Annotated in this window: 20 protein-coding genes; 13 read left to right on the top strand and 7 right to left on the bottom strand. The window is 42.2% G+C overall.

From position 1 onward, the window contains the following. Positions 1–19 precede the first annotated feature (19 nt). The 3 genes from HY064_06290 to HY064_06280 all read left to right on the top strand — a co-directional run bounded on the left by HY064_06290 (position 20) and on the right by HY064_06280 (position 4343). Positions 20–541, top strand: coding sequence for a hypothetical protein (locus HY064_06290; GenBank protein ID MBI3510254.1), 522 nt, complete (start codon positions 20–22; stop codon positions 539–541). A gap of 1 nt (position 542) precedes the next feature. Then, positions 543–2081, top strand: coding sequence for a T9SS type A sorting domain-containing protein (locus HY064_06285; protein ID MBI3510253.1), 1539 nt, complete (start codon positions 543–545; stop codon positions 2079–2081). 369 nt (positions 2082–2450) lie between these two features. Then, positions 2451–4343 (top strand): LTA synthase family protein, encoded by a 1893-nt coding sequence (locus HY064_06280; GenBank protein MBI3510252.1) that lies wholly within the window; start codon positions 2451–2453, stop codon positions 4341–4343. A gap of 161 nt (positions 4344–4504) precedes the next feature. On the opposite strand, the gene HY064_06275 is transcribed toward HY064_06280, so the two are convergent. Together HY064_06275 and HY064_06270 are read right to left on the bottom strand one after the other, a co-directional pair. Next, the gene (locus tag HY064_06275; protein MBI3510251.1) at positions 4505–6676 is read right to left on the bottom strand and encodes a helix-hairpin-helix domain-containing protein; all 2172 of its coding nucleotides are present in this window, start codon (positions 6674–6676) and stop codon (positions 4505–4507) included. A 32-nt stretch (positions 6677–6708) separates the two neighbouring features. Then, the gene (locus HY064_06270) at positions 6709–7524 is read right to left on the bottom strand and encodes a hypothetical protein (GenBank protein MBI3510250.1); all 816 of its coding nucleotides are present in this window, start codon (positions 7522–7524) and stop codon (positions 6709–6711) included. Positions 7525–7772: 248 nt separating this feature from the next. Between HY064_06270 and HY064_06265 the strand changes: the two genes are divergently transcribed. Beyond that, positions 7773–8741, top strand: a complete 969-nt coding sequence (locus tag HY064_06265; protein MBI3510249.1) for a hypothetical protein — start codon at positions 7773–7775, stop codon at positions 8739–8741. 25 nt (positions 8742–8766) lie between these two features. Continuing rightward, positions 8767–9891, top strand: a complete 1125-nt coding sequence (locus tag HY064_06260) for an amidohydrolase family protein (protein ID MBI3510248.1) — start codon at positions 8767–8769, stop codon at positions 9889–9891. Positions 9892–9910: 19 nt separating this feature from the next. On the opposite strand, the gene HY064_06255 is transcribed toward HY064_06260, so the two are convergent. Both HY064_06255 and HY064_06250 read right to left on the bottom strand, forming a co-directional pair. Beyond that, positions 9911–10216, bottom strand: coding sequence for a phosphoribosylpyrophosphate synthetase (locus HY064_06255; GenBank protein ID MBI3510247.1), 306 nt, complete (start codon positions 10214–10216; stop codon positions 9911–9913). Between the two features lie 100 nt (positions 10217–10316). Continuing rightward, the gene (locus HY064_06250; GenBank protein MBI3510246.1) at positions 10317–11903 is read right to left on the bottom strand and encodes a T9SS type A sorting domain-containing protein; all 1587 of its coding nucleotides are present in this window, start codon (positions 11901–11903) and stop codon (positions 10317–10319) included. Between the two features lie 354 nt (positions 11904–12257). Here HY064_06250 and purE point away from each other — a divergent pair, with 354 nt between their 5' ends. The 6 genes from purE (at position 12258) to bchE (ending at position 16588) form a co-directional block, all read left to right on the top strand. After that, complete coding sequence (gene purE, locus HY064_06245) at positions 12258–12770, top strand: 5-(carboxyamino)imidazole ribonucleotide mutase (protein ID MBI3510245.1); 513 nt, start codon at positions 12258–12260, stop codon at positions 12768–12770. Positions 12771–12886: 116 nt separating this feature from the next. Further along, positions 12887–13516 (top strand): hypothetical protein, encoded by a 630-nt coding sequence (locus tag HY064_06240; GenBank protein ID MBI3510244.1) that lies wholly within the window; start codon positions 12887–12889, stop codon positions 13514–13516. A 7-nt stretch (positions 13517–13523) separates the two neighbouring features. Next, a complete protein-coding gene (locus HY064_06235) occupies positions 13524–13832 on the top strand; it encodes a transcriptional regulator (GenBank protein ID MBI3510243.1) in 309 nt (102 codons plus the stop codon). A 50-nt stretch (positions 13833–13882) separates the two neighbouring features. Next, entirely contained in the window at positions 13883–14359 is a 477-nt protein-coding gene (locus HY064_06230; protein ID MBI3510242.1) for a hypothetical protein, read from the top strand. A 69-nt stretch (positions 14360–14428) separates the two neighbouring features. Further along, a complete protein-coding gene (locus HY064_06225; GenBank protein ID MBI3510241.1) occupies positions 14429–15124 on the top strand; it encodes a hypothetical protein in 696 nt (231 codons plus the stop codon). 9 nt (positions 15125–15133) lie between these two features. Continuing rightward, positions 15134–16588 carry a magnesium-protoporphyrin IX monomethyl ester anaerobic oxidative cyclase gene (gene bchE / locus HY064_06220; GenBank protein MBI3510240.1) on the top strand — a complete coding sequence of 485 codons (1455 nt, stop codon included), beginning with the start codon at positions 15134–15136 and terminating at the stop codon, positions 16586–16588. 94 nt (positions 16589–16682) lie between these two features. On the opposite strand, the gene HY064_06215 is transcribed toward bchE, so the two are convergent. Continuing rightward, positions 16683–17702 (bottom strand): aminotransferase class I/II-fold pyridoxal phosphate-dependent enzyme, encoded by a 1020-nt coding sequence (locus HY064_06215; protein MBI3510239.1) that lies wholly within the window; start codon positions 17700–17702, stop codon positions 16683–16685. Positions 17703–18006: 304 nt separating this feature from the next. Here HY064_06215 and HY064_06210 point away from each other — a divergent pair, with 304 nt between their 5' ends. After that, positions 18007–19779 carry a long-chain fatty acid--CoA ligase gene (locus HY064_06210; protein MBI3510238.1) on the top strand — a complete coding sequence of 591 codons (1773 nt, stop codon included), beginning with the start codon at positions 18007–18009 and terminating at the stop codon, positions 19777–19779. Positions 19780–19969: 190 nt separating this feature from the next. Here the strand turns inward: HY064_06210 and HY064_06205 are convergent, their stop codons facing one another. After that, positions 19970–21442: a VWA domain-containing protein gene (locus HY064_06205; protein MBI3510237.1), complete on the bottom strand. Its 1473-nt coding sequence runs from the start codon at positions 21440–21442 to the stop codon at positions 19970–19972. Positions 21443–21634: 192 nt separating this feature from the next. Continuing rightward, positions 21635–23023 carry a hypothetical protein gene (locus HY064_06200; protein ID MBI3510236.1) on the bottom strand — a complete coding sequence of 463 codons (1389 nt, stop codon included), beginning with the start codon at positions 23021–23023 and terminating at the stop codon, positions 21635–21637. Between the two features lie 136 nt (positions 23024–23159). Here HY064_06200 and HY064_06195 point away from each other — a divergent pair, with 136 nt between their 5' ends. Continuing rightward, complete coding sequence (locus HY064_06195; GenBank protein MBI3510235.1) at positions 23160–26183, top strand: glycoside hydrolase family 92 protein; 3024 nt, start codon at positions 23160–23162, stop codon at positions 26181–26183. Positions 26184–26314 lie beyond the last annotated feature (131 nt).

The following is a 26314-nucleotide window of genomic DNA, read 5'->3' as shown; positions in this document are numbered from 1 at the left end:
TACAATTCCAAATTCTTTGATGATCGGATTCAATTCCACTATTCCCACTTTTTTTGTCGGGACTTCGAGCGGAGCGAATACAACAGGAAAAGTGGGAGTGGGAACTGCAACTCCGCAGGGAGATTTTCAGGTTGGAGATGGTGGCACTGGAAAATTTTGCGTTCTTCCCGGCGGAAGAGTAACAATAGGAGCAGCACAAATTACAACAGGTGGATTGTATGATGAAAGTTTTACAAAACTTACTGTTGATGGACGAATAATGTGCAAGGACATTGTGATAAGCACCACCGCCGATTGGCCCGATTTTGTTTTCGACAGCGCTTATAAACTGATGCCGATAGACGTACTTGGAGAATTCATAAAAACAAATCACCATTTACCAGGATCAAAATCTGCTGTGGAAATAGAGAAGAATGGAATTTCCTTAGCTGAGTTATGCAAGCAGCAGCAAATGCAGATCGAACAGATGGCGCTTTACATTGTTCAGATAGATGCACGGTTGAAAGTTTTGGAAGCCGCGCAAACGAATGGAGGAAAATAAAATGAAAAATATTTTTCTTTTTTCCGGAATATTTTCTGCGTTTTGCTTGCATGCGCAGCTAAACCTTACACCGCAACCGATTCCTCCGCTTATTCTGGATCAGAATTCTTTCTACAGCAACACCAGTAATGTTATTCAGAATATGAATGATATTGTTGCTCCGGCTCCGAATACAACAGTGGTGGTGCCGACCACCACCATCACCACATTGACTTCGAATACACGGATCCACCTTGGACCTGGGTTTTCCGTTCCGCAGAATTCACAATATTTTTTCCGCGCCCTCATTGCCAATACTGATATGGACCTTGCAGTTTTCAACCCGGTGCAACCGCCCATGCAAACAGAAATGATCGCGTACCAGAACGAAAAATTTGAATTGGGACTTCATCTTCCGCAGAATTTATTCGATGATGTGGAAGGATTTTGTAACAATTCACCAAGTTACGCCACACCCGTCAATCCTTATAATCCTGAAGATTTAAATGTGTATGCAGAATTCACACAATTGTTTCCAAACAGTACGGGGCAACTCGTTGCAAAAGTTTATGGTTTTTATTACCGCGAATTTCAACTCCACGCGCCTGCGCATGACGAATGTTCCAACTTTACAGAATGGATTCGTACTTTCTGGACAGTTCCTTTCTCGGGTTGTGCCGGTGGATTGAACTGGCCTAAAACATCCTTACCGGATGCCAATATTTCTTACTATTCTCATTTTGCGCGATTGCGCGATTATCTTGCGGGTACAGATTTTAATGATGGAGATTGGGAGCCGGATTATCAATTGAGAAATGATTATTATGCTGAAACGATTCATCTTAAATTTTTCCCGCAAGGAAGCCCACACGCGGACAGGGCAATCGGTGTGGTGCTGAGCAGGTTTTATAACGCATGGAATATGAGAACGAGTAATACAGGCGACTGCGTTGACTACAGCGATCAGGGCGGAGACTACTGGAATTATCCGAATACTTCGCTTTACGATCCTCCACAAGACGTGTATTTCAACAATGGCCCGGGTATAAAACTCAAAGTGACAACAATGGAACCATTGCATCATTACACCATCGAATGGATGGATGTTATGACTGGAAATACTATTGAAACTGACAATAAATACAGCCAGCTCGATGGAGATCTTGTATTGGAGTATCCAGCGCTTGTTGTTACCGCTACTCCCATCAGGCCTATTCTTGCGTTCAAAATTTATCCATACGGAAGTACATTCGTCAGGACTTCTTCTGCTCAAATTCTTGAGACAACTTCTGCTGATGCATCAGCTATAAGCGAAAACAGCGCCGGTGAGTTTAAAGTTTATCCAATACCGGCGCAGAATACAATTATTGTTACTCCCGAATGCGCGTCATGCAATTACAATATTCAAATCGCAAATTTGTCAGGCGAAGTAGTTTTTTCTGAACAGAAAAAAAACGGAACACAATCAATTGACGTATCTTCCTTAGCGAGCGGAGTGTATTTTGTGACCTTAACAGCAGGGGAAATGATAGAGCGTAAAAAAATAATAATTGAGAAATAATGCGAACACTTTTATATCTGATAGTTTTTCTAATGTGCTTTTCTTCCTGCAGAAGAAAGGACACTTATCCGGATTATAAGGGAATTATTGGGAAGTACAAATTGGTTTTTATCCATGAACACGATGAATTCTGGCCTTTGGATTCATTTCAATTAATAATTCCCTCTGATAAGTATGAAATAGAATTCAGGCGATGTTTCTGTTCAAATAATTGTTTTTTCCTTTAGATTTAAAAGATCAATTCCCATCCATGTGCGAAAAAACATTGTAACTCACTTTATTTTTTTTGTTGCATTCCTTGCAATTCTAATATCACTCAGGGTATATGAATATTTATTCCTGTTCTTCTCTGGTCATGTTCTTCCTTCAATGTGGGCAATCGCATCAGGAATAAATTTCGATTCTTTTTTTGCGTTCAGTCTTTCATTTCTCTTTTTGCCTTTTGTTTTCATTAATTACATTAGTCAGCGATTTGCTTTTCGAGTATATTCTTTTACCATTTTACTATTGACATTTATTCAAATCGCATTCACTCATTTTTTCCTTTCAAACGGAGTTCCGTTATCAAATGTTTTATTGGAATTCTCATTTTCTGAATCATTCAAGATTGCGGCATCTGAATTTACTTTCGGAAGAATAGGATTGTGGTTGATGTATTTTGCAATACTTGGCTTTGCGTCATGGATTTGTCTGTTCAAATTACCCAAGATTAATTTTTCCCCAAGGAATCAAAAGATTTCCCTGATCATCTATTCAGGAATTTTTATCATGCTTTTATGGAATCGCAATCATTATTATAAATCAATTAAACATTTCGACAGTTATTTTGATTACTATATTGGAAACAATAAAGGAATTTATTTTGCAAAATCGGTTGCTGATTATTTATATAATGAGAAACAAGAAAATGATTTGTCAACTCAGGAAATAAACCAACAAATTGATCTTTACCATAAATTAAATCCAAACTTCTCTTTTACTTCTGAGGAATACCCCTTATTGCATAAGGACAGCTACCCGAATGCATTAGGGGGCTTTTTTAAAAAAACGGGTAATAAACCAAATGTTGTTTTACTTATTGTGGAAGGATTATCTGGATCGTTTTGCGGCGACAATACATACATAGGTCACTTTACACCTTTTCTCGATTCGCTTTCAAAACAAAGCCTTTATTGGAATCATTTTTTAAGCAATGCCGAGCATTCTTATGGATCGTTGCCCAATATTCTTGCGTCTGCACCTTACGGAACTGATTCTCGTGGACTAATCAATATCGATCAGGATTTTCCAGATCAACATCATTATCCAAAACACTTTTCGTTAATTAATCTTCTTCAGCAGAATGGATATGCAACAAGATCATTTTATGGTGGAGGACTTTATTTTGACCAGATCGGATTATACATGAATGAAATTGGATTGGATTGCATTCTTGATGGAACAAAATTCAATTCAAAATATAAAAAACCAGGAGGGATTAGCTTTTCATGGGGTTATAACGATAAAGATTTATTCAGTCAGTCTTTTGAGATACTTGATACGATTAAAAACAAGAATCCATATTTAAATCTTTATATCACTTTATCTCTTCACAGTCCTTTTGATTTGTGTACCAAACAATATTACAATTACGAATTTCTGAAAAGCAGGCTGGAATCAACCAATCCCGATTTTGATAAAATATACAATAAGGTAAATAAGGATTTCATTTCGGCAGCCTTATTTACTGATGATGCAATAAAACAATTTTTCGAAACTTATAAGAAACGCAGTGATTATGATAATACTATTTTTATCATCACTGGTGATCATCGAGTTGAAACAGATATTCCTTTCAGAAGTGAAATAGATTATTTCCATGTTCCGCTTATTATTTATTCCCCTTTATTAGCAACGAAAAGCGAATTTCAAGGAGTTTCAGGTCACATCGATATTCTTCCGTCACTAATTGAATTATTTAAAAGTAATTACAATATGCAATTTAATTATCAGCAACATTGGATGGGAATGGGCTTGGATACATCTCTAACATTCAGAAATGATCGATCCTTTTCTTTAAGTCTGTTCAGTTCAACTTATCCGAATTTTCTGCACAATGATTATTTGATATCAAGTGATCATGTTTCAAAGATTGATGAAAATTTCAATGCTACTTCTGTAACTGATCCAAAGATTATTGATTCCATGCAAGCGATAGTGAAGACGTATAGAATTTTAAATAAATATGTTTGCAAAAAGGATAAAATTTGCAGATACAAATGAAACCTGGTTTCTACTTTTAAGAGATGGAAATTACCAATAAGAAAAAAGAAGAAAACATTTCTGAAAATAGATTTTTTTACCACCCCTTCTTTTTCCTAATTTGTCCCTCCCCCGAAAATTCCTTCAGAGTTAAAGCAGGCAAAAAATCAGCAGAATAATTTTTAAAACTTCACTCTCACCATCACCTTCGCTTCGGTCTTCGTATTCTTGTCGATCTCGGTGAGTGAACCGGCGCTTATCACGTTCTGGTTGTTGTAATACGTTTGTGAAATGCGGAAATAAATTTCAACTTTCCTCGAAAGATCATAATCCACGAGCAGGTACATGCGCGATCCTTTGTAATAGTAAGCGGGAATGGAATACGTGTAGGGCATGTCTGTTTCAAAAGCGTAGATCGCAGAATTGTAACTGTCGGTCTGGAACAATGCATAACGCGCGGTGAAAGAAAATTTACTTCCGAAGTGATGGTACTTCACATCCTGCCAGATCACAAATCCTTTTTCCGCTTTTGCATTCGTTTTAAAATATTGAGTGAACTCTACGCGGTTGTTCAGCGTGAACGAAGAAGTGAGAGGGTAAGTGATGTTGAAACGGTAATCGTCCTGCGTGAGTGGAATAAGATAATCGATAGGAACTGTTTTGTCGCCGGCATTGATGAATTTATCACGATGGCGGTAACGGAAATACATATCCGTTTTTTTATCGGGAGTAAAATTGATCTGCCCGAGATAATCGGTTCCGTGCGAAGGTGCATTCACCTGGTAATGCAACCACGGAAAAATAAAATTATCATAGTAAGTGCTGATCGTAATTCGCGGCGCGGGTTTGGCCTGCATCCCGAAATAAATTCCTTTTTCATTGGCGATCGTTGTGCTTTCTGAAAAAGTATTCGCATAAATATTCTGGAAATCTTTTTCGAACCAGCGTGTGTGCACGGTAAAAGCAAGACGCTGATCGAGACTGATGAGCACGCCGTTGATGAATGCTTTCCCCCCGTTCTGCGAAATAGCTTCTTCTCCGAAGAAATGAAAATTGCGCAAACTCCATTCATAATCGGCGCCAATCACATTATTCGACTGCGAAGAAAATTCGAATTGATTGTAAAGCGATAAACTTCTTTTCAGATCGGCATCGAACTGGCTGTGCATCGCCGTGATGCCCATGTTGAATTTTTTTCCGCGGAAAGAAATATTGCCGCCGTAGATCGTTTCGGTGATCGCATTCTTATCGGCGATCTCTCCGGGAGTGGTGTGCAATCCTGTAGTTTGCAAACTGCTTACTTCGAGGATGTCTATATTTTTTCCGCCGGTGGTGTCGCTCGTTAAAATATTCGCATCTTTTTTATTCATGGAAAAAAATGCAGTCGATTCAAATTTTCCGAAACGAAGAGTTGTTGCAGCGCCGCGCAGAAATTTATTTTCATCTACGGAAGAGTAGGGGCGAATGCCCATTGAATTTCTCTTGGTGTTCATGACCGCCGAAGTTTTTCCGAATGCAAAACCTGTCCACGCAACTAATCCTTGTCCGAAACTCGCCTGGTAATCGCCAACGACCGCAGTTTTTACAAAACCCATATTACGCACGCACAAGTGCGCGGAATAAAAATCGAAACCATTTTTTTCTGTTCCGCGGAAAAATTGTTCGCCCGCATCTTTATCGGAAATGAGCGACGCACTCACATAATTTCCGTAAGTGAAACGATAGCGCGCATACAGGTGATCGGGATTACCGAGGTAACGCGCATTCGGATTTGCAGCGAGTGTGGCGCTATCGGCAGGAGTGAAACCTTTTTGAGTTTCGAGAATGCGTGAATCACGAATGGCAATTTCACTTTTTCCATTCTTCATCATCTCCCGGAAACTGAAATGGCCAGCCGTTGTGTAATCGTTAACGCGCACATAGGGAAGAATTTTATAAATGGTGGCGAGATCGAAACCGTCAATGGTTTGCAATTCATAAATGCTCATCATATTTCCGAAGCGCGCGCGGTGATCGAGCAGGTTGTCGATCTGAATTTCATCGAGCAGCATCAGGTCCTGTAACTCTTCTTTCGTCGCGGAATTCAGGTTGAGCGGATGATCAGTGTAATATTTCAGATTTTCCTCGAGCGTGGAGAGGTCGGCGTTTTCACTGCCGATACTTTCAGAAAGATTTTCGATCTGTTGTTGTAACGGATCATCCTGCGGAACGGTATCTGTTTTTACCTGCGCAGAAATATTTATTGATGAAATGAAAAAACACGCAATGGAAAAAAATAATTTTCCCGGGGAGAAAGTTCTTTGATGAAGAGAAAATTCCCTGTTAAACAAAAACGTATTTCCCTTATGATTCATGAATCTGTGTAAACCTGTGAGATCAGTGGCTTCTATTCAAATCCGTATTGCAAACCCATAGAGGGGCAGAACCCGAGTACGGAATGATAACCGGCTCCTACATCGAGACGAATTTTTTTCATGGCTACACCGAAACCAAAAGTGATGAGCCCCGGATTGGAGGCAGCACCTGCGCGCAGGTAAAACGCACTCACCGGCCGGTATTCCACTCCGCCGCGAATGATGGGTTTGTAGTCCACATCTTTTTCAATTTCGGAAGAGACGATGACCTGGTCCGAAAAATTATAGGCGCCGCCAAAACGCATAATGGTAGGAACACGCTCACTCACATTTCCGCTGAGTTTACTTTTTGTAGGATTGAAAATATGAAAACCAATAACGAGCCCTTTCACCGGCGTTGCAATGATTCCGGCTTCACCAACAGCAGTAGAAGCAGAGCCATAATTTTCTGCAATGTGCGTGTAGATATAATCGAGTTGAACGGAAGCGGCGATCTTCGGGCCAAAAGATTTTGCATAACCGAGCCCCGCTTTATTTTCAGAATATAAATTTCCGAGTCCGAGTGAGGTCATGTTCAATCCGAATGTGCCGGCTTTCGTAGGCATTGCCGCAGCAAAACCTTTCATGCCGAGGCCGGGCACAAGAAAACGCGATTCATAAAATGCGCCGGCTTCAAAAGATTTCATCCACGCAAGTCCGGCCTGATTATTTTGTGTGCACCAGAGATCGTTTTTCAGTGCTACACCGCATCCGCCCATAGCGAGCGAGCGCGCGCCAAGCGGTGGATTATCATCGGCTTTTGCGATGGAAAAAATGCAGGTGAAAAGAAGGAGACTATATTTTTTCATGAAGCAATAAAAGTAAGCGAGAAAGATGAGTTGCGCAAGGTGTTTTGATAAGGTTGGATAAATTATTGTCATTGGTTATTGGTTATTGGTTATTGGGTTATTGAGGTGTTGGGGTATTAGGGTATTTGGGATTTGGTCCCGATATCTATCGGGATTGAGATTTCTCAGCTGTCACCAAAACGTCCTTGTCATTTCAGACGGATTTGTATATTCGTTACCGATTCCCCCGCAAAAAAATAATCCGGAGTATGACCACTCTTCTCGAAGTCATCATCTCACTCGCGTTCATCTTTCTTATTTTTTCCATCATTGTTTCGGGCGTTTGCGAATTGTGGCAACTGTTCACGCACAAGCGCGGGCGATTTCTCTACAAAGCGCTGAACGATGTTTTCAATGATCCGATCAACAAGGATTTTACTTTTAAATTGCTTTCGCACCCGCTCATCGACCGCCTGCGCGAGAGCGATACGCGCTACCCGCATTACATAGGTGCGGAAATTTTTTCTGATGCACTCATCGATGTGATCCGCAGCGATCATCAACTTCCGGAATATTCTTTTGACCGCGATCAGAAAAAATTCTTAGTGCAACAGCCTTTGCTCACGCCGCCTCTCGAGAATGGAGGTAAAGAAATTTTCAGCCAGTTCCTTCAGGGAACCGATCAACTCAAAGAAAGCGACCTGAAACAATTGCTAAGGACATTTGCATTCGGCGCCGCCGATTATGAAACGCTGCGCGCGAAAATAAAATCGTGGTATGGTAATTATATGATGGCCACTTCCACTTGGTACAAAAAAAGTATCACGCGCTCGCTGCTTGTTATTTCCGCTGTCGTCACCATCAGTTTCAATATTGATTCCATTCACATTGCGAAACAATTATTCGCCGATAAAAATCTCCGGCTGAATATTGTGCAGAATGCCGATCAGTATATTCACAAGCAACAGCAACAGGACTCGCTCAATAAAGTGATACAAACTGATTCTGCGGTGAAAGATCTCGTGAAAAAAAATGTGGACCGGATAAAAACAGCTTATACCGAATCGGGTTTGCTGGATCTTCCAATCGGCTGGCCGAAACCCGAATCGCAGAATTTAATTCTCATGATCTTCGGATGGATGATCACGATAGGCGCACTCGGTTACGGAGCCGATAACTGGTTCAATCTTCTTGTGCGTTTACTGAATATAAGAACGAGTGTGAAACCGAAGGAATAGAAGAATAAAAAATGTAAAATAAAAAATGAAATACTACAACGCCCACACCCACATTTTCACTGCGCAATATGTTCCGAACAATGTTGTCGGGTTGCCGATCATGAAATTCCTGGCGGAATATCCCGTGAGCCAGTCTATCGGAAAGTTTGCGAAATTATTTTTGTCGGGTGCGGTCAATAAAAAATACGAACGCGTTGCGAAGTTTGCTGAGATAGGTTTGGGAAAAAGCCAGGAAGTTATTTTCAACCAGTTGCGCGATTATTACAAAGGATGGGGCGATGTGCGTTTTGTAATTCTGCCGATGGATATGGAGCAGATGGGCGCGGGAAAACCACTGAGCAATTACAACACGCAACTCGACGAGATCATCCGCCTGCGTGCGAAAGATAATTTTGCGAATATCCTTCTCCCGTTTTTATTTGTTGATCCGCGTCGTCGTGAATTTCAAAATGGAAATGATATTCTCAATTGGGTGAAACCGTATTTTGAAAGATCGGGATTCGTGGGACTGAAAATGTATCCTGCACTGGGTTATTATCCTTTTGATGAGCGGCTCGATGAACTTTACCTATGGGCATCGGATCACAACGTGCCAGTCACTTATCATTGCATTGACGGAGTGATTCATTATCGCGGGAAGCTGAATGGATTTCCTCCGCCGAGATTTCCGAATGAGTTTCACAATCTGAAAGAAACTGATCCGGCAAAATATCAGTGGAATTTCACCGAACCTTTCAATTACAAAAAAGTGCTTGAACTATTTCCAAATCTGAAAATAAATCTCGCGCATTACGGTGGAGAAGATAAAATTGTTCCGAGAGCAAGATGGTACACCACTGTCCGCGAAATGGTGGCGGGCAATAACAACGTGTACACGGATGTTTCCTTTTCGCTGAACGACACGCGCATTTTCAAAACTATTCACGACGACATCAACGATGCGAATAATAAATTACTCGGTGATAAAATTCTTTTCGGAACAGATTTTTTCGTGGTAGAGAAAAATAAAGACGAAGCTTTTCTGCGCGATGAACTGAAACAGGCGCTGATGAATATGGATGCAACGAATAATATTTCAGTTTCTTCATTCGACAGGATCGCTTCAACGAATCCATCGAAATTTCTGGCCTCAGATTTTTATGCGGGATAAAATGATCCGGTGATGCGCATCAATTCCGGTTCGCAAGTTTTGCTACGATCTCTGCTGAAAGACTGTCGGTGTAAGGGCCGAATGCATTGACAAGAATTCCTTTGACCCCTTTTTTCTCTGAGCTGATCGCGTAAACGATATTCTCATCGCCGGGATCGGTATCTCCTTCAAAACGATAAATTTCATCAATGCAGAATTCATCGGGAGATAGACGGAAATTTTCCGCTTCGCAAATAAGAAATTCCTTTTCAATATTAAAGTCGTGATCGTAACCCCGTTTCACCAGGTCATTCACCGCTTCACTCATGGTTTCATACGATTTCATTGCCGATAGGATTTGTATATAAAGTTAAGGAAGCACTGAGTGTTTAAATTGGTTTTTCGATGAACGGACTCTTCTTACCGATTTCGGTAAATGAATGATTTTATTCTACGATCAGCTTCTTTATTGCAACGACGTGTTTGTTCTCACTCATAATCTGCACAAAATAAATGCCGGGACTCAGCGATGAAATGTTAATTTGTATGTTCTTTGAAAATTCAACTGGTGAAAGAATTATTCTTCCGGAAACGTCAGTGATGTTTGCGAGATAATTTTCATTCGTATTTTTTATTTCAATATTTATTTCGCCAATGGCCGGATCGGGAAATAAAGAAAAAGAAATCTGTTGTTGTTCTTCATTCACCGATGCGGGAGAAAAACAAAGCGAAGTATAATTGCCGCATCCTGAAAGTATGCCCGGTGATGAAGAATGGCTCACGCCCAAACTCACTACGCCGGGATAACAAAGTGTATCCGAAAAACTTACGTTGCTGATGATCATGGTGTCGGGCAAATCATTGCAGAATTCTTCACCCATGGAATTTGTTTTTACAAGATAGCCGTCGAATGATCCGTTTCCGAAGCCGATAGAATAACCTGCGGCTATAATGCCATTATCGACGGCCACCTGCACAGAACTCATTTCATCGTGCCCTGTTACGCTTCCGAATTTTCTGGTCCATACGGTATCTCCATTGAAATCCACTTCCATCAGAAAAGCATTCAGATCATTCGAATTTGTTTCCTGTATGTAACCCGCAACGATGTAGGAGGCATCGGAGAATTTTACAGCATCATTTATCCACGTACCATGCGTCGGGTATTTATATTCTTTTGCCCACTCGATGACACCATTCGAATCGGTTCTGATAATTCCTATGCTTGCATATAAATTCGATTCATCGGTCATGCCGAACATAATGTAGCCGCTGTCAGCAGTGGTTTGCACATTCATCGCCCAATCCACTCCGCCCTGTGTATCATAATCGCGACACCAGATCACATTTCCATTGCGGTCAATTTTTGTAAGAATATAATCCGCAGCAGCAGTACTCAGCGATCCTCCGGCAGCAAAAACATAAGAAGAATCTGTTGTCCGCTGAATGGAATTGCTGAATGAATTTCCAATGCCGGTATAGATATTTGCCCACACTACATTTCCGGAAGAATCTGTACAAACCACGTAAGCATTATTGTTCATCAGTGTCGTGTCGGAATAAGCGAGTCCTGTAAAAACATATCCGCCATTCCAGGAAGGAATGATGTGGCTGGTTGGAATGATCACCGATTCATCTAGGGCAGAGCCGTAAGTTCTTGTGAAAATGGTATCGCCGGCAGAATTCAGTTTCACAAGAAAAAGATCAAGTCTTCCTGATCCGAATGAATTGGTGGTTCCCTGCACGAGGTATTCACCATTTATTTCCGCAACCGCATGAGCTCTGTCCGTTTGTGGTCCGCCTATCATGCGCGTCCATAAAGTATCACCGTTTGCATCAGTTTTAATAACCCACACATCGAGTCCGCCATTACCGTTCGAATTGGTTTCCCCGGCTATGAGATATCCGCCGTCCGAAGTTGAAGCGATCGCCCGGAAACAATCATACGACAGTTGATTGAAATTTTTCTGAAAAACAGTTTGCTGCGAAAGGAGAGCGACTGGAAAAAGGAAGAAGAGAAAAATTGTTTTCATAGCGGGATTTTTATTCTGTCGTGAGTTATTTTCATTACGGCATCATGAAATAATTCAATGCACTAAGATGACAAAATAAATTTCTTACGAAGGAAGATCAACACGCAGGTTATCGAATAGAATGTTCAGTGTATCGAAAAGTCCGAAGATTGTCGAGTGCATAGGCGAAGGGGACTCCGGAAATCATAGCACTTCTTTTTCAAAACAGAGTTCACGGAAAAATGAAGGAAAAAATTTTCTTTTCAGTTTTTAGGATTTCCCTTGAAAGGTGATAAACCGGCGAATGTTTTTTGTACTGATTACAAGCGAACCGAGTTGATAAAGGAGTAATTTTACGATCTAATCAACTCCATTATGCAGCCAAAAGTCAGTATCATCATGGGCAGTACTTCCGACATGCCCGTTATGCAGGAAGCCGCAAAAATTCTTGATCAGTTCCAGGTTCCATTCGAGATCAACGCGCTTTCTGCTCATCGTGTTCCGGAACAAGTTTTGGAATTTGCGAAAGAAGCACACCGGCGCGGCGTGCGCGTGATCATTGCAGGCGCGGGAGGCGCAGCTCATCTTCCCGGTGTAGTTGCCGCACTTACTCCTGTTCCGGTGATCGGTGTTCCCTGTCGTTCTTCTATTTCTCTCGATGGATGGGATTCGCTGCTTTCCATTGTGCAAATGCCTCCCGGAATTCCGGTTGCAACCGTGGGTGTCGATGGCGGACAAAATGCCGGAATTCTTGCTGTGCAGATCCTCGCTGCCGGTGATGATAAAATGCTGGACGAAATTTTGAAATTCAAAGAGAACCTGAAATCGAAAATTCTCAAGGCGAATGAAGAGTTGAAAGAACACAAATTCCGCTTCCGCACTAATTGATAGTGTTCGGATAAATCCGTAACCGGTTTCTGCTCATAATTAGTAAATAATTAAAATTTTCTTGCTTTTATGAAATTTCTTTCCATACTTTGTACGGCAAAGTAAACAAGCCCTTCATGCAGGAACAGGAAGAACAACTCAAAGCGCTCGGGGAAATGCGCGACCTTATGAACAGGTCATCCCGGTTTTTGTCACTCAGCGGTTTGTCGGGTATTTGTGCGGGAATATTTGCGCTGGTCGGTGCGGGGCTTGCCTGGAAATTTATTTACGTGGATTTTGCGGCAGAAAATATTTCAATGCGGCAGAATGAAGTTGAATTCCGTTTTTACCGTTTCTTTTTTATAGATGCCGGATCCGTTCTCATCGCCTCTCTTTTCGCAGGATGGTTCTTCTCGGCGCGAAAAGCAAAAAAAGCCGGATTGAAATTACTCGACGCTATCGCATGGAGAATGCTTATCAATCTTTTTATTCCACTTGCCACCGGTGGAGCGTTCTGCATCGCACTCCTTTATTACGGCGATGTGCTACTGATTGCGCCTGCTACACTTATTTTTTACGGACTCGCATTGCTTAACGCCGGCAAATACACGCTGAATGACATTCGCTATCTCGGGATCTGCGAGATCATACTCGGATTAATTGCTACCGCATTCGTTGCCCACGGACTTTTTTTCTGGGCCGCCGGATTCGGGGTGTTGCATATCGTTTACGGAATAGTGCTCTGGATAAAATACGAAAGGAAATAGGGGGAAGATGGGAAACGATTACCTGCAGAAATTCAATAAGACTTTTGAAAACAGGATACGTCTTGGGATCATGTCGGTACTTATGGTGAACGACAATGTAGAATTCACACGATTAAAGGAATTGCTCTCAGTGACCGACGGCAATCTTGCGAGTCACCTTTCTGCACTGGAGAAAGAAGGATATGTTGCTGTGATCAAACAATTCGTTAACCGCAAACCGAATACTTCGTACGCCGTCACATCTGCCGGCAAAAAAGCTTTCAATGACCATCTCAATTCACTCGAAAAACTCATCAGAAAGTCTGGTAAGAAATAATAAAATATATTTTTTAGCGTTTTACTTTGTAAAACAAAGAACTTTGAAATATGGAAACTAAAAAGACTGAACTAAAAACCATTCGTAAACTGATCGGACTCTTCATCGTACTGCTCGTCCTCAGCGGACTCACTGCATTTCCGACGGTAAGCGAATTGCATGTTCTGCTTTGTGCCGGGAATATTATTCCGGAAACAATTTACAACTGGCTGGTGAAAGTTTCTGCTTCGCTCGATGAAGTCGATCAGACCAAATCTTATTTGCTGTACGGTTATGACTGGCTCGCTTTCGCGCATCTTGTTATTGCTCTTTTTTTCATTGGAGCGTGGAAAGATCCGGTCGCTAATGTGTGGGTAATACGCACGGGCATGGTCGCGTGCGGTGGCGTGCTTCTGCTTGCGTTCATCTGCGGGCCCATTCGTGGAATTCCGATCATGTGGACATTTGTAGATTGTTCTTTCGGGATTTTCGGATTCGCCTTACTTTTTTTCATTCATAATAAAATCAGGAAACTCATAACCCAATAACTCAATAACCACAACATGCACCTCTCACTCACAAAAAAAATAACCTGGCTTACCATTTTCAGTATTGCCATGGGTTACCTCGAAACGGCAGTGGTCGTTTATATCCGAAAACATTATTATCCGAACGGGTTTGATTTTCCGCTTTTACCAATAGGGAAAGACATTGCTATCACCGAATTTTTCCGCGAGATCGCTACGATCATCATGCTCGCCGGGATTGGAATTCTTGTTGGTGAAAACCGTTTGCAGCGATTCGCGTTCTTCATCTACTGCTTTGCCATCTGGGATATTTTCTATTACGTTTTTCTCTACGTATTGCTCGGCTGGCCGAAATCGCTGCTCACGTTCGATGTGCTTTTTCTCATCCCTGTTCCGTGGATATCACCGGTCATTTGCCCGTGCCTGATCTCTGCACTACTTATTTTTTATGCAATGATAGTTGTGTGGAACCCGGCAAAAATAAATTTAAAGATGAGATCGATCGAGCGACTCATTCTATTCGCCGGTTGTGCTCTCGTGCTTTATTCTTTCGTTGCCGATTATATCACTTTCGTACTTGCTCACCACAGCGATAAAGGGGTGTGGACATTTTCTCAGCGAAAAGATCTCTTCAGCGAAGCAGAAGGTTTTATTCCACAATCATTCCGCTGGGAAATTTTCATTCCAGGTTTCATGCTCATGAGCGGAGCCATTTCAATTTTCGGACTCAGGATAAAAAATACGCTGAAGGAATTTCACGCGGAGGAATGGAAACAGGTTGTATAATAACACAACATGCGCATTTTATTGATCAACCCGCCTCACTTGTCTATCGGCAGCCGTATGCCACATGAGCATCTTCCACCGCTTGGGCTTCTGTCGATCGGTGGCCCGCTCATCGATCACGGCCATGAAGTGAAATTGCTTGACGCCGATTTTGCGCCGATGAAATTTAATGAGATCGTAGATGAAACTGCGAAGTACGGCCCTCAACTCGTTCTGCTCGGCCATTCCGGTTCCACTTCGGCCCAGCCCGTCATTTCTTCATTGACAAAAATCATCAAAAATAATAACAGGGAAATAAAAATTATTATCGGTGGAGTTTTTCCGACGTATCACTGGAATGAAATTCTGCGCGACGACCCGCAAATAGATTTTATTGTTTGTGGCGAAGGCGAAGAGACAATTGTAAATCTTGTGAACGCAATTGAAAAAAATATTGCTCCGGAAAAGGTAAAAGGAATTGCATTACAAAAAAACGGTTTACCATTCAGAACTATTCCTGCCGAAATGATAAGAGACCTGGATCTGTACAGGGTAGGATGGGAGTTGATGGGAAATTACAACTACACCTATTGGGGGAAAAGAAAAGCGGTTGTCATACAGTTCTCGAGAGGATGTCCGTATCCCTGTAGTTATTGCGGACAAAGTTTATTCTGGAAAAAATGGAGACATCGTGATCCGCAATTGCTCGCAAAAGAAATTGCCATGCTTCATCATAAGTTCGGAATTGAAGTGATCAACTTTGCCGATGAAAATCCTGCGACTGACAAAAAAGCATGGAAAGAATTTTTAATTGCACTTATCGCAGAAAATCTTCCGCTCATTCTCGTTGGTTCCGTACGCGCCGATAATATTGTGCGTGACGCCGATCTGTTGCCGCTATACAAGAAGGCCGGTTTCGAACGTTTTCTCCTCGGCATAGAGAATTATGACGAAGTCGTACTCGAGAAAATTAAGAAAGCCGGAAAAATTTCAAACGATCGTGAAGCGATCCGTTTGCTGAGGAAAAATAATATTCTTTCCATGGCCACTTACGTGGTTGGTTTCGGCGAAGAAACAACAAAAGATTTTTACAGGAGTCTCCGCCAGTTAATTTCCTACGATCCCGACCAGGTTCAGTTGCTCTACGTAACTCCGCACAAGTGGACGCCATACTTCGAAGAGATTAAACACAAAAAAATTATTATTACAGATCAGCGCAAATGGGATTACAAACACCAGGTGCTCGCCACCGAAAATCTTCCACCCTGGCTCGTTATTCTCTATGTAAAGCTCATCGAAGTGATCATGCAATCGCGGCCGAAAGCGGTAATGCGGTTATTTTTTCATCGCGATGCACGCCTGCGTGATGCTATGCGCTGGTACACGCGTATTGGAAAAAGAGTGTGGTTCCACGAATTGTTCCAGTTCTTCTTCCGCGAAAAAAGAGAAAAAAATAAAATAAGAATTAGTGAATTCTGGAAATAAGGAGAAGAGGTTGCCAGTTGTAAGCGGCAGTTGTCAGTGGCAGTTGTGTTGAAATTAATACAACTGCCACTAACAACTGACAACTAACAACCGTCTACCGAATCTTCTTCAAAACATCCACCGTCTTCTCCAGCATCTCATCCGTAAAATCAAGATGCGTTACAAAACGTATCGTTTGTTTTCCGAATCCCACCGACTTGATCTCATTCGCCGAAAGTTGTTCAACAAATTTTTCGCCCGGCATTTTATCATCGAGCGAGAAAATAATGATGTTCGTGTCAACGGGAAGAACGTTGGTTACAAAAGAAAGTTTCGAGAGCGTTTCTCCAATGATCTTTGCACGTTTGTGATCTTCTTTCAATCGCTCGGTATGATGATCGAGCGCATAAATTCCTGCAGCAGCCAGAAATCCCGCCTGTCGCATTCCTCCTCCGAAAACTTTCCGCACGCGACGCGCATGACGGATGAATTCTTTCGATCCGAGCAGAACAGATCCCGCAGGAGTTCCCAATCCTTTCGAAAGACAAACGGAAATAGAATCGAAAAGCGGGCCGATCTGCGAAGGAGAATATTCTGCTTCTGCAATTGCATTGAAAATGCGCGCACCATCAAGATGATATTTTAATCCGTGTTTTTTGGCAACATCACCAATAGATTTCATTTGTTCGAAGGAATAAAAACTTCCTCCCGCACGATTCGCTGTATTTTCTATACTCACCAAACGTGTTCTCGTCAGCCAGTCGAATGTTGCGTTTATATTTTCTTCCACCTGTTTCGCACTCATGCGCCCGCGATCACCGTTGATTACTTTTGCCTGCGCACCCGAGTTGAAAGAAATTCCTCCGCCTTCGAAATTGTAAATGTGCGCACTCACATCACACAGCACTTCATCGCCAGGTTGCGTGTGCACCTTTATCGCCACCTGGTTCGTCATCGTTCCCGACGGACAAAATAATCCCGCTTCATGGCTGAAAAGTTTCGCGCATTTTTCCTCGAGCGTATTTACCGTAGGATCTTCATTGAAAACATCGTCACCCACTTTTGCATGAAACATCGCATCAAGCATTCCTTTTGTAGGGCGCGTTACCGTATCACTCCTGAGATCAATCGTCATTGGAAGAAAAATTAATTCACGCCAAATTATAAATTTTATCAGTCGATAATACTTTTCTTTTTCAGGATGATTTTTTTCTGAAGCGGCAGTGGAAGTGCATTAAATTCACTCCTGTCCTGCCATTGCTATTACTCCTCGCAAGTTACATCCGGAGAAACGCCCATCCCTGCGGGGTAAAGCGCGGCTGTCAGGGCTAAAAATTTCCTGCAGTGCATTGAATGACCAATAACAAATCTCAATAACGCAAAACAGTAAACAACAGAGCAATAAAATCCCTAATTTTAGTTACTGCAAACCACCATTTATGAGCGTTACCCGCGTACTCGATCTCCCGGAATATTACCTGGAAAATTTTGGCGATAAAGAAGATGCCTTCGCCGGAAAAGTGAATGGCCAGTGGGTGAAATGGTCCATGAAAAAATTTACAGAGACCGCTCACCAGCTTGCATCAGGATTGATCAATTCCGGTTTGCAGCGAGGCGATCGTGCCGTTATCATTTCCAACAATCGCCCCGAATGGAATGTCATTGACTTCGCAGTACAATATTCCGGCGCCGTTCTTGTTCCGGTGTATCCGAATATTTCCGGGAACGATCTGAAATTCATTCTGCAGGATTCCGGCGCAAAAATTATTTTCGTTTCCAACAATATTGTTTTCGCCAATGCAAAATTGGCCTGTGAAGGACTTGCATCGCCGCCAAAAATTTTTACCATTCAAAATGGCGGCGCTGAAAATATCAGTTTGCTTATTGAGAACGGGAAAAAAAATCCGCGCGAAGAAGTGATCAGCGTTATAAAAAACGAAACGCATCCCGATTCACTTCTTACTATTCTTTACACTTCCGGCACAACCGGAACCCCGAAAGGTGTAATGCTTTCGCATAATAATCTCGTGAGCAATTTCACTACGCTATGCGATCTTCCTCCTGTAGATCATACGTGCCGCGCGCTGAGTTTTCTTCCGCTCAATCATATTTACGAACGCATGCTCACGTATCTCTATTTGTATCGTGGTCCCGCCATCTATTACGCAGAGAGCATTGAAACGATCGGCGATAATATCAGGGAACTCAAGCCGCATATTTTTTCCTGCGTTCCTCATTTATTGCAGAAAGTTTACAACCGCATCACCGCAAAAGGACTCGAACAAAAAGGGATCAAAAGAAAATTATTTTTCTGGGCAGTTCAACTCGGGGAAAAATTTGAAGTACGCAAGCCCGGAAATTCCTGGTGGTACAAGTTGAAACTTTCCATCGCCTCAAAACTTATTTTTTCGAAATGGAGAGAAGCACTTGGTGGAAATGTACGCGCCATGATATCCGGCGGAGCAGCGCTGGAACCGCGCCTCTGCAGAATTTACTGGGCAGCAGGTTTGCCCGTTCTCGAGGGATATGGATTGACAGAAACTTCACCGGTTATCGCCGTAAATAATTTCAATCCCGATAGTATTTGTTTCGGAACGGTTGGCCCGGTGATCAAAGATGTGACTGTGAAATTTGCAGCCGACGGAGAAATTCTCGTGAAAGGCCCCAACGTGATGCTCGGCTATTATAATCGTCCTGATGCAACAGCAGAAGCGCTCGACAAAGACGGATATTTTCATACCGGCGACATCGGAACTTTAGTGGAAGGAAGATTTTTAAAAATTACCGACCGCAAAAAAGAAATTTTCAAAACTTCCGGCGGAAAATATATTGCACCGCAAATGATCGAGAATTTATTGCGCACTTCTCAATTCGTTGAACAGAGCATGATCATTGGAGAAAATCAGAAATTTCCTTCGGCCATCATTGTTCCTTCCATTACTTTTCTCAAAGACTGGGCAAAACTGAAAGGTTATTCCATTGGCAATACCGCAGATGAAATTGTGAAGAATGAAAAAGTAGTGAAGCGAATGGAAAGCGTGGTGGAAAAAATAAATGTGCAGCTCGCGCAATATGAAAAAATAAAAAAGATCATCCTGCTTCCGAAAGAATGGACCGTTGATGGCGGAGAACTCACCCCGAAATTATCAATCAAAAGAAAAGTGATATTGAAAGAGAATGAATCGGCGATTGAGAATTTGTATAAGGAGTAAGGGGCAGGAATTTGATTTGCAAACAAAATATTTTTTTAATGAGCATTAAAATTCTCCAATCTTTCATTCAACAGATCAGTATTTGCTGCGGGTTTTTAACCGGGAAGGGGAAATTGTGGAGAAGGATGAAATTTAAACAGCCTCTAAAGATAAATTTCTTGTCGCTGAAATCTTTCTTATTGGTCAATTCCTAAATCACCTTCATTCCATGCAACACTATCGCCGCCAAAATCGCGGGGAATAATAATTTTGTAAGCGCTTCCCACGCAATGATCTTTCCGGCATTCCGCTCTCCGTAGGGCGTGTCTTTCACCACCGGCGGAACTTCCGCTTTCAATGCATCACCTCCCGCGCCTTTTTTCGCTGCCTGTGTTCCTCCGCCGGTAGATTCGGCAAACTTCTGCACATCATCCGGAACTTCATCGCCGAAAAATATTACCGAAACTTTTATTCCTTCATTCGTAGAAGCATCGAGAATTTTTTTCTTTTCGCCTGCCGGCAAATAAATTTTTCCATCGGTGAGCACCACAATTTTATTATTTCCTCCCGTTATCATTTGTTTTCTCAATCCAAGATAAGCAGCGTTGAATCCGGCAACAACATTGGTTCCTCCTCCCGACTGAACTTCTTTCAACGCTTTTTTAATTGCTTCTTCATCATCCGCACGCACCTGTTCCGCATGCACTACCGCCTCGTCGCTGTAAGAAATGATCGTAACGTGATCGCCCGGTGGCAATTCTTTCGTGAGCGAAGTGATTGCATCTTTCGCTTCATCAATGAGCCCTTTTTCCGCCATGGAACCTGAAGCATCAATGAGAAAAACGAGATTATCACGCACAATGGAATCGCGCGGTGTTGCACATAATTCTTCTTCGGGCAGAACTTCTGTGAGCGTCACATCATCCACATAGTAGTAAGCGTATTTGTTGAACGGAGCCACGCGCAAAGATCCGTGCTGCGATGGTTTTACACTATGAACGCGCACCGGGAAATCGCCCATGAAAGAACCGAGTGTCAGAAATTTTTCGCCGCCTTTTGCAATGAATGTATCGCATACCAGCACCCATCCTTCATCGCTCGTCACATAATGATCATCATGCATCATCACATTCGGCGTAGGATCATAACTGTAAAAACTCGAGTGATAATCTTTCACCATCATGCAATCGCGCGCAATCACCGCACCGAAATGATCGCAGGAAAAATTCGATTTGCGGTCGAGCGCAACATAATACTGCACACGATACATTTTTCCTGAATCGAGCGGCGCATTCAATTTGCATTCGATGTATTCGGCATAAGTGTCTTTGTAAAAAAGCCAGGTCACTAAACTGCTCTCTGCAATTCCTCCAATGATTCCCATGCGCCCTTCGCCCGTGCGTGCAGTTTTGGTTTTGAATCCAAGCAAATAAGAACGATCGGAATTCAGGTAGTCCGGCGTTCCTGAAGTGGGTTGCCACCATCCCGAGCAGAGATACAATTCATTTCCGGAATGATTGTAAAGCGAATCTTTTCTCCAGTCCACATATTTATTCCAGTTGAATTGTTGAATGGGAGGAGCATTCACATCTGATTCGAATGAAGGATTCGGCACATAATTTTTCTGGGCAATAAGAAATGCGGGAATGCAATAGGAGAGGAGAAGTAGCTTTTTAAATTTCATTTAGTGAGGATTATTTTCTCATTTGCATCAATAGTTGTGCCTGTATTTCAATTAATTTTTTTGTTGCGGCTGAATGTTGTTTCTTCTTTACAAATGGTTCTATGTCGTTGGCCAATGGTTATTGGGTTTTGAATTTTGGGTTTTGAATTTTGAATTTTGGATTATTGAGAACGTACTCATTACTCGTAACCATTATTTTATCCTGGAAAAAATCTCACTCATTCTCGGATCATTCTGTGCTGACGCAAAAGCGGGATCTGATGAAAGTCGTGCGCGGTCACTGAATCCGAGATCCACTGCTTTCTCGAGCATGGGAAAAGCATAATCCTGCATTCCGGTGTGCATGTAAAAAGTTGCGCGCAGGTAAGCCCATTCAGAATTCGAGGGATCCACAATGCTGTAAATAGTGATGAATTTATCAGCAGCATGTGGATTCTGGACTTGTATCGCCTGGTTGGAATAAGAGTACGCCATGAGACTCGCATACCCGCGCAAACGCTGGCGCATGAATTTTTCCGCACCGGCTTTATCCGTTTCAAAATAGGAAGATGCATTTGTTCTCCACCAGCTCGTATCATTGTTGAGCATGGCGTCCTGCAATTCTTTCTGAAGATTTCCCTCGAGATCTTCTGCATTTTTCCAATCGGCTTCATCACTCTTCACGCAGGATGAATTCAACGAGGAAAGTTTTTTACTGCTCTCCGAATTATTTTTTTCAGTCATCGAAAGCCGCAAATGAAGATCGTCGAATGACTCAAGCAGTTCTTTAGCAACGAGGCAGCTTGAATTTTTTATAGAATCACTTTGCGCGCTGATGTTTTTATCGAGTTGCACCGCCATCTGGCAGTCTGTTTCATTCACATTATTCCGGAGATCGTAAGCATTCACCATCAGGATCGCATCTTCCATCACATCCACCGGCGCCCATTCGTGTTTACCATCGAAAACCAGGAGTTCATTCGGGAATTTATTTCCATTCTGTTTCTCTCCATCAACGAATTTTTTCATCTCAAGGTAATTCATGTCGCCCAGACCGGCGAGTCCAATGAAAACTTTTCCCGCTTGCGGAGACTGTGGCGCAGCAGAATTGCAGATCACTCCTTTCAGATCACTCTCATTTTCCCCGAGGCCGGCTGCAACGCGCGCACCACCGGAAAATCCGCACAGTACCATTTCACTTTCATCGACCGGGAAACGTGTTTTCACTTCATTGATCAACTCACTCCCGATCTTCATCGTCATATCGCTTGTCATTCCGTTCTTCGTGGAATTGCAACCGATGAAAATATAATTCCATTTTTCTGCGAGCGTTTTGTATTTCTCCAATGGCAAATGCCCGTCGCCATGCGCGTCGAAGAAGATCACCGCCGGAAATCTCTTGGCAGTGTCGTAAGACGATGGCAGGTAAACTTCGTAAGTATTTGTTGGATCGGTAAAAACGTAAAGCGAATTGAAGTCGCCTTTTTTCAGCGCAGGAACTTTTACGATCTTCGGCCCGGCCGAATCTGTTTTCGATTTATTTCCATTCCCGCCACAGGAAAAAAGTGTTGCAAGAATAAATGCTGGAAGAAAGAATTTCATTGGGTAAAGATAGATTTTAGTTCGGAGCAGGGAGTGAGGAGTTGGGAGGTATTACCAATAATTTACATTTATTCTTCGTGGAGATCTTCCCTCTATTCTCCAACCTAATACTTATCTTCGAATAACAATTTTACCAATGAAAAAACTACTTCTATTACTTCCGCTGTCTTTTTTTCTTTTCACCTGCAGTGAAAATGAAACTCCGGGCTACGTTTGTTTTCCCTGGAAAGTGGATACTGTAAAAACTGATTTTGCAAAGTATGTCGATCCGATGATCGGTACTGCCGGGCATGGGCACACATTCCCGGGTGCGTGCGCGCCATTTGGGATGGTGCAGTTGAGCCCGGATACGCGCGTGGATGGAAGCTGGGATGGTTGTTCGGGTTATCATTATGATGATTCGGTGATCTATGGTTTTTCTCACACGCATTTAAGTGGAACGGGTTGCAGTGATTATGGAGATATATTATTTATGCCGGGGTCAGGAAAAATAAATTATACAAATGGTGCAGATGGGAAACCAGGTTATCGGACAAAATTTTTTCATATCAACGAAAGAGCAGAAGCTGGTTATTATTTTATAAGTCTTCCCCAGTATAAAATAAATGTTGAATTGACTGCTTCACCCCGGGTTGGAGTTCAGCGTTATCAATTTTATAAAAATGATTCTTCCTGGGTGTTGCTGGATCTTCAGCATCGGGATGAGGTTATCGGATCGCATCTCGAAATAGTAAATGATTCGATCATTCGTGGTTATCGTTTTTCGAGAAACTGGGCAAATGACCAGCGTGTTTATTTTTACGCGAAATTTTCCGTGCCGTTTAAAAAATCTTCTTTATGGAGCAATGGTAAAATTTTCGAAGCAGATTCTTCTTCGGCAAAAGATCTGAAGGCTGTTTTTCAATTTGATTGTAATACGAAAGATGTTCATCATGGAGAAGTGATTGTTAAAGTTGCACTGTCTCCCGTGAGTTGCGAAAATGCGAAACTCAATATGGAAACAGAAGTTCCGGATTTTGATTTTGATGCGGTAAGAAAAAAGGTGCAGCAGCAATGGAATTCCGAATTGGGAAAAATAGAAGTGAAGGATTCTTCGAATACAAAAAAGAGAATTTTCTATACTGCACTCTATCATTGTTTTATTTCTCCGAATTTGTATTCCGATGTGAATGGCGATTATTGGGGAATGGATAAAAAAGTTCACCGCGATTCACTTCATCCGCAATACACTGTTTTTTCATTGTGGGATACGTATCGCGCATTGCATCCCTTGTTCACAATCATTCAACCGGAACGCGACCAGGATTTCATCCGCACTTTTCTCAAACAATTCCAGGACGGAGGAAAATTACCGGTGTGGGAACTTTCTGCGAATGAAACAAATTGTATGATCGGTTATCATTCTGTTCCCGTGATCGTGGATGCGTGGATGAAAGGATTGACGGATTTCGATACGGCTCTCGCTTATGAAGCGATGAAAGTTTCTGCGATGAGTGATGATAATGGATTGAAAGCATATAAAAAATATGGATTTATTCCTGCCGAAGGAGAAAGTGAATCGGTTTCGAAAACTTTGGAGTATGCGTATGACGATTGGTGCATTGCACTTGCAGCAAAGAGAATGAAGAATGATGCAGACTATAAATATTTTTCTCACCGTTCTATGTCATGGAGAAATTTATTTGATCCGCAAACCGGTTTCATGCGCGCACGCCTGAACAATTCTTTTTCTTCTCCGTTCGATCCGAATGAAGTTAATTTCCATTACACCGAAGCGAATGCATGGCAATATTCATTGGCAGTGCAACAGGACATTCCCGGATTGATCGCGGCACATGGAGGTGATAAAAAGTTCATTGAGTTTTTGGATAAATTATTTTCCACTTCATCCGCAACTTCCGGAAGAGACCAGGCAGATATTTCAGGAATGATCGGGCAATACGCGCAGGGAAATGAACCAAGTCATCACATGGCGTATTTGTATGATTACACTTCGGAGCCATGGAAAACGCAGAAGATCGTTTCTAAAATTTGTAATGAGCAATACACAGATAAGCCCGACGGACTTTGCGGTAATGAAGATTGCGGGCAAATGAGTGCGTGGTACGTGATGAGTATGATGGGGATGTATGATGTGAGTCCAGGAACAAGTGATTATTCCATAACAGAACCAGGATTTGATCATGTTGTTTTACATCTTGAATCAGGAAAGGATTTTGAGATCAATGACTTGACAAAGGATACAGATCAACTCAAACTTCCTGAAGGATTCAAAGCGGGATATCTTTTTGCTGACTTGAATGGAAAGAAAATTCACAAAAATGAAATTGCATTCAATGAAATTGCAAAAGGAGGAAAGTTTGCTTTGATCAGGATCGGAACGAATTGGCAGGAAGTGAATGTTTGCTCAGACCAGGCCGCCATTCCGCTTCCTCCACGAATTGAGATGACAGATTTCTATGAAACGAATAATCTTTTCTTTGGTCCGAATATTAAAAGAACATTTACCGATGTGATGCATCTGTTCTACTACGAGGTTCCAGGAGTGAAAATATTCCAGAGCATTAACGGAAACGCGTTTGCAGAAACGACATGGAAATTCGACATCAAAGAAACTTCCGCGATCAAAGCATTTACCGTAAACGAAATCGGTCAGCACAGCGACACCGTCGATTTCAAATACACAAAAATTCCAGGAGGCCGTTCTATAAAATTAAATACGCAATATGAAAATCAATACACCGGCGGAGGAGATGACGCGCTGATCGATGGAATAATGGGTTCCGATAATTTCCGCACGGGTGAATGGCAGGGTTATGAAGGAAAAGATCTGGATGCAGTGATCGATCTTGGTTCAGTAAAAGATGTTTCGAGAATTTCACTCGGATGTTTGCAGGATCAGGGCGCATGGATATTCATGCCTTCCGAAATAAAATTCTACGCTTCTTCCGATGGAAAAAATTTCACGATCATCGATTCCGTTGCAAATAATATCGATCCGAAAAGAGATGGAACCATACGCAATCAATTTCTTTCGGTGAAAAAAACAAAAGCGCGCTACATAAAAGTCGTTGCAAAAAATATCGGAACTTGCCCGCAATGGCACCCGGGAAAAGGAAGTCCGGCGTGGATATTTGCAGACGAAATTGAGATAGAATAACCGGAGGGAACGGAATGCGGACAGTGCGGACATGCGGAAATCTGGGAACGGAAATCTGGGAACGGAATGCGGACGGTGCGGACATGCGGAAATCTGGGAACGGAATGCGGACGGTGCGGACATGCGGAAAT

The sequence above is a fragment of the Bacteroidota bacterium genome (assembly GCA_016194975.1).
Taxonomy (GTDB): domain Bacteria; phylum Bacteroidota; class Bacteroidia; order Palsa-965; family Palsa-965.
The sequence above is the reverse complement of the archived record's forward strand: the minus strand, read 5'-3'. Positions and strand labels throughout refer to the sequence as shown.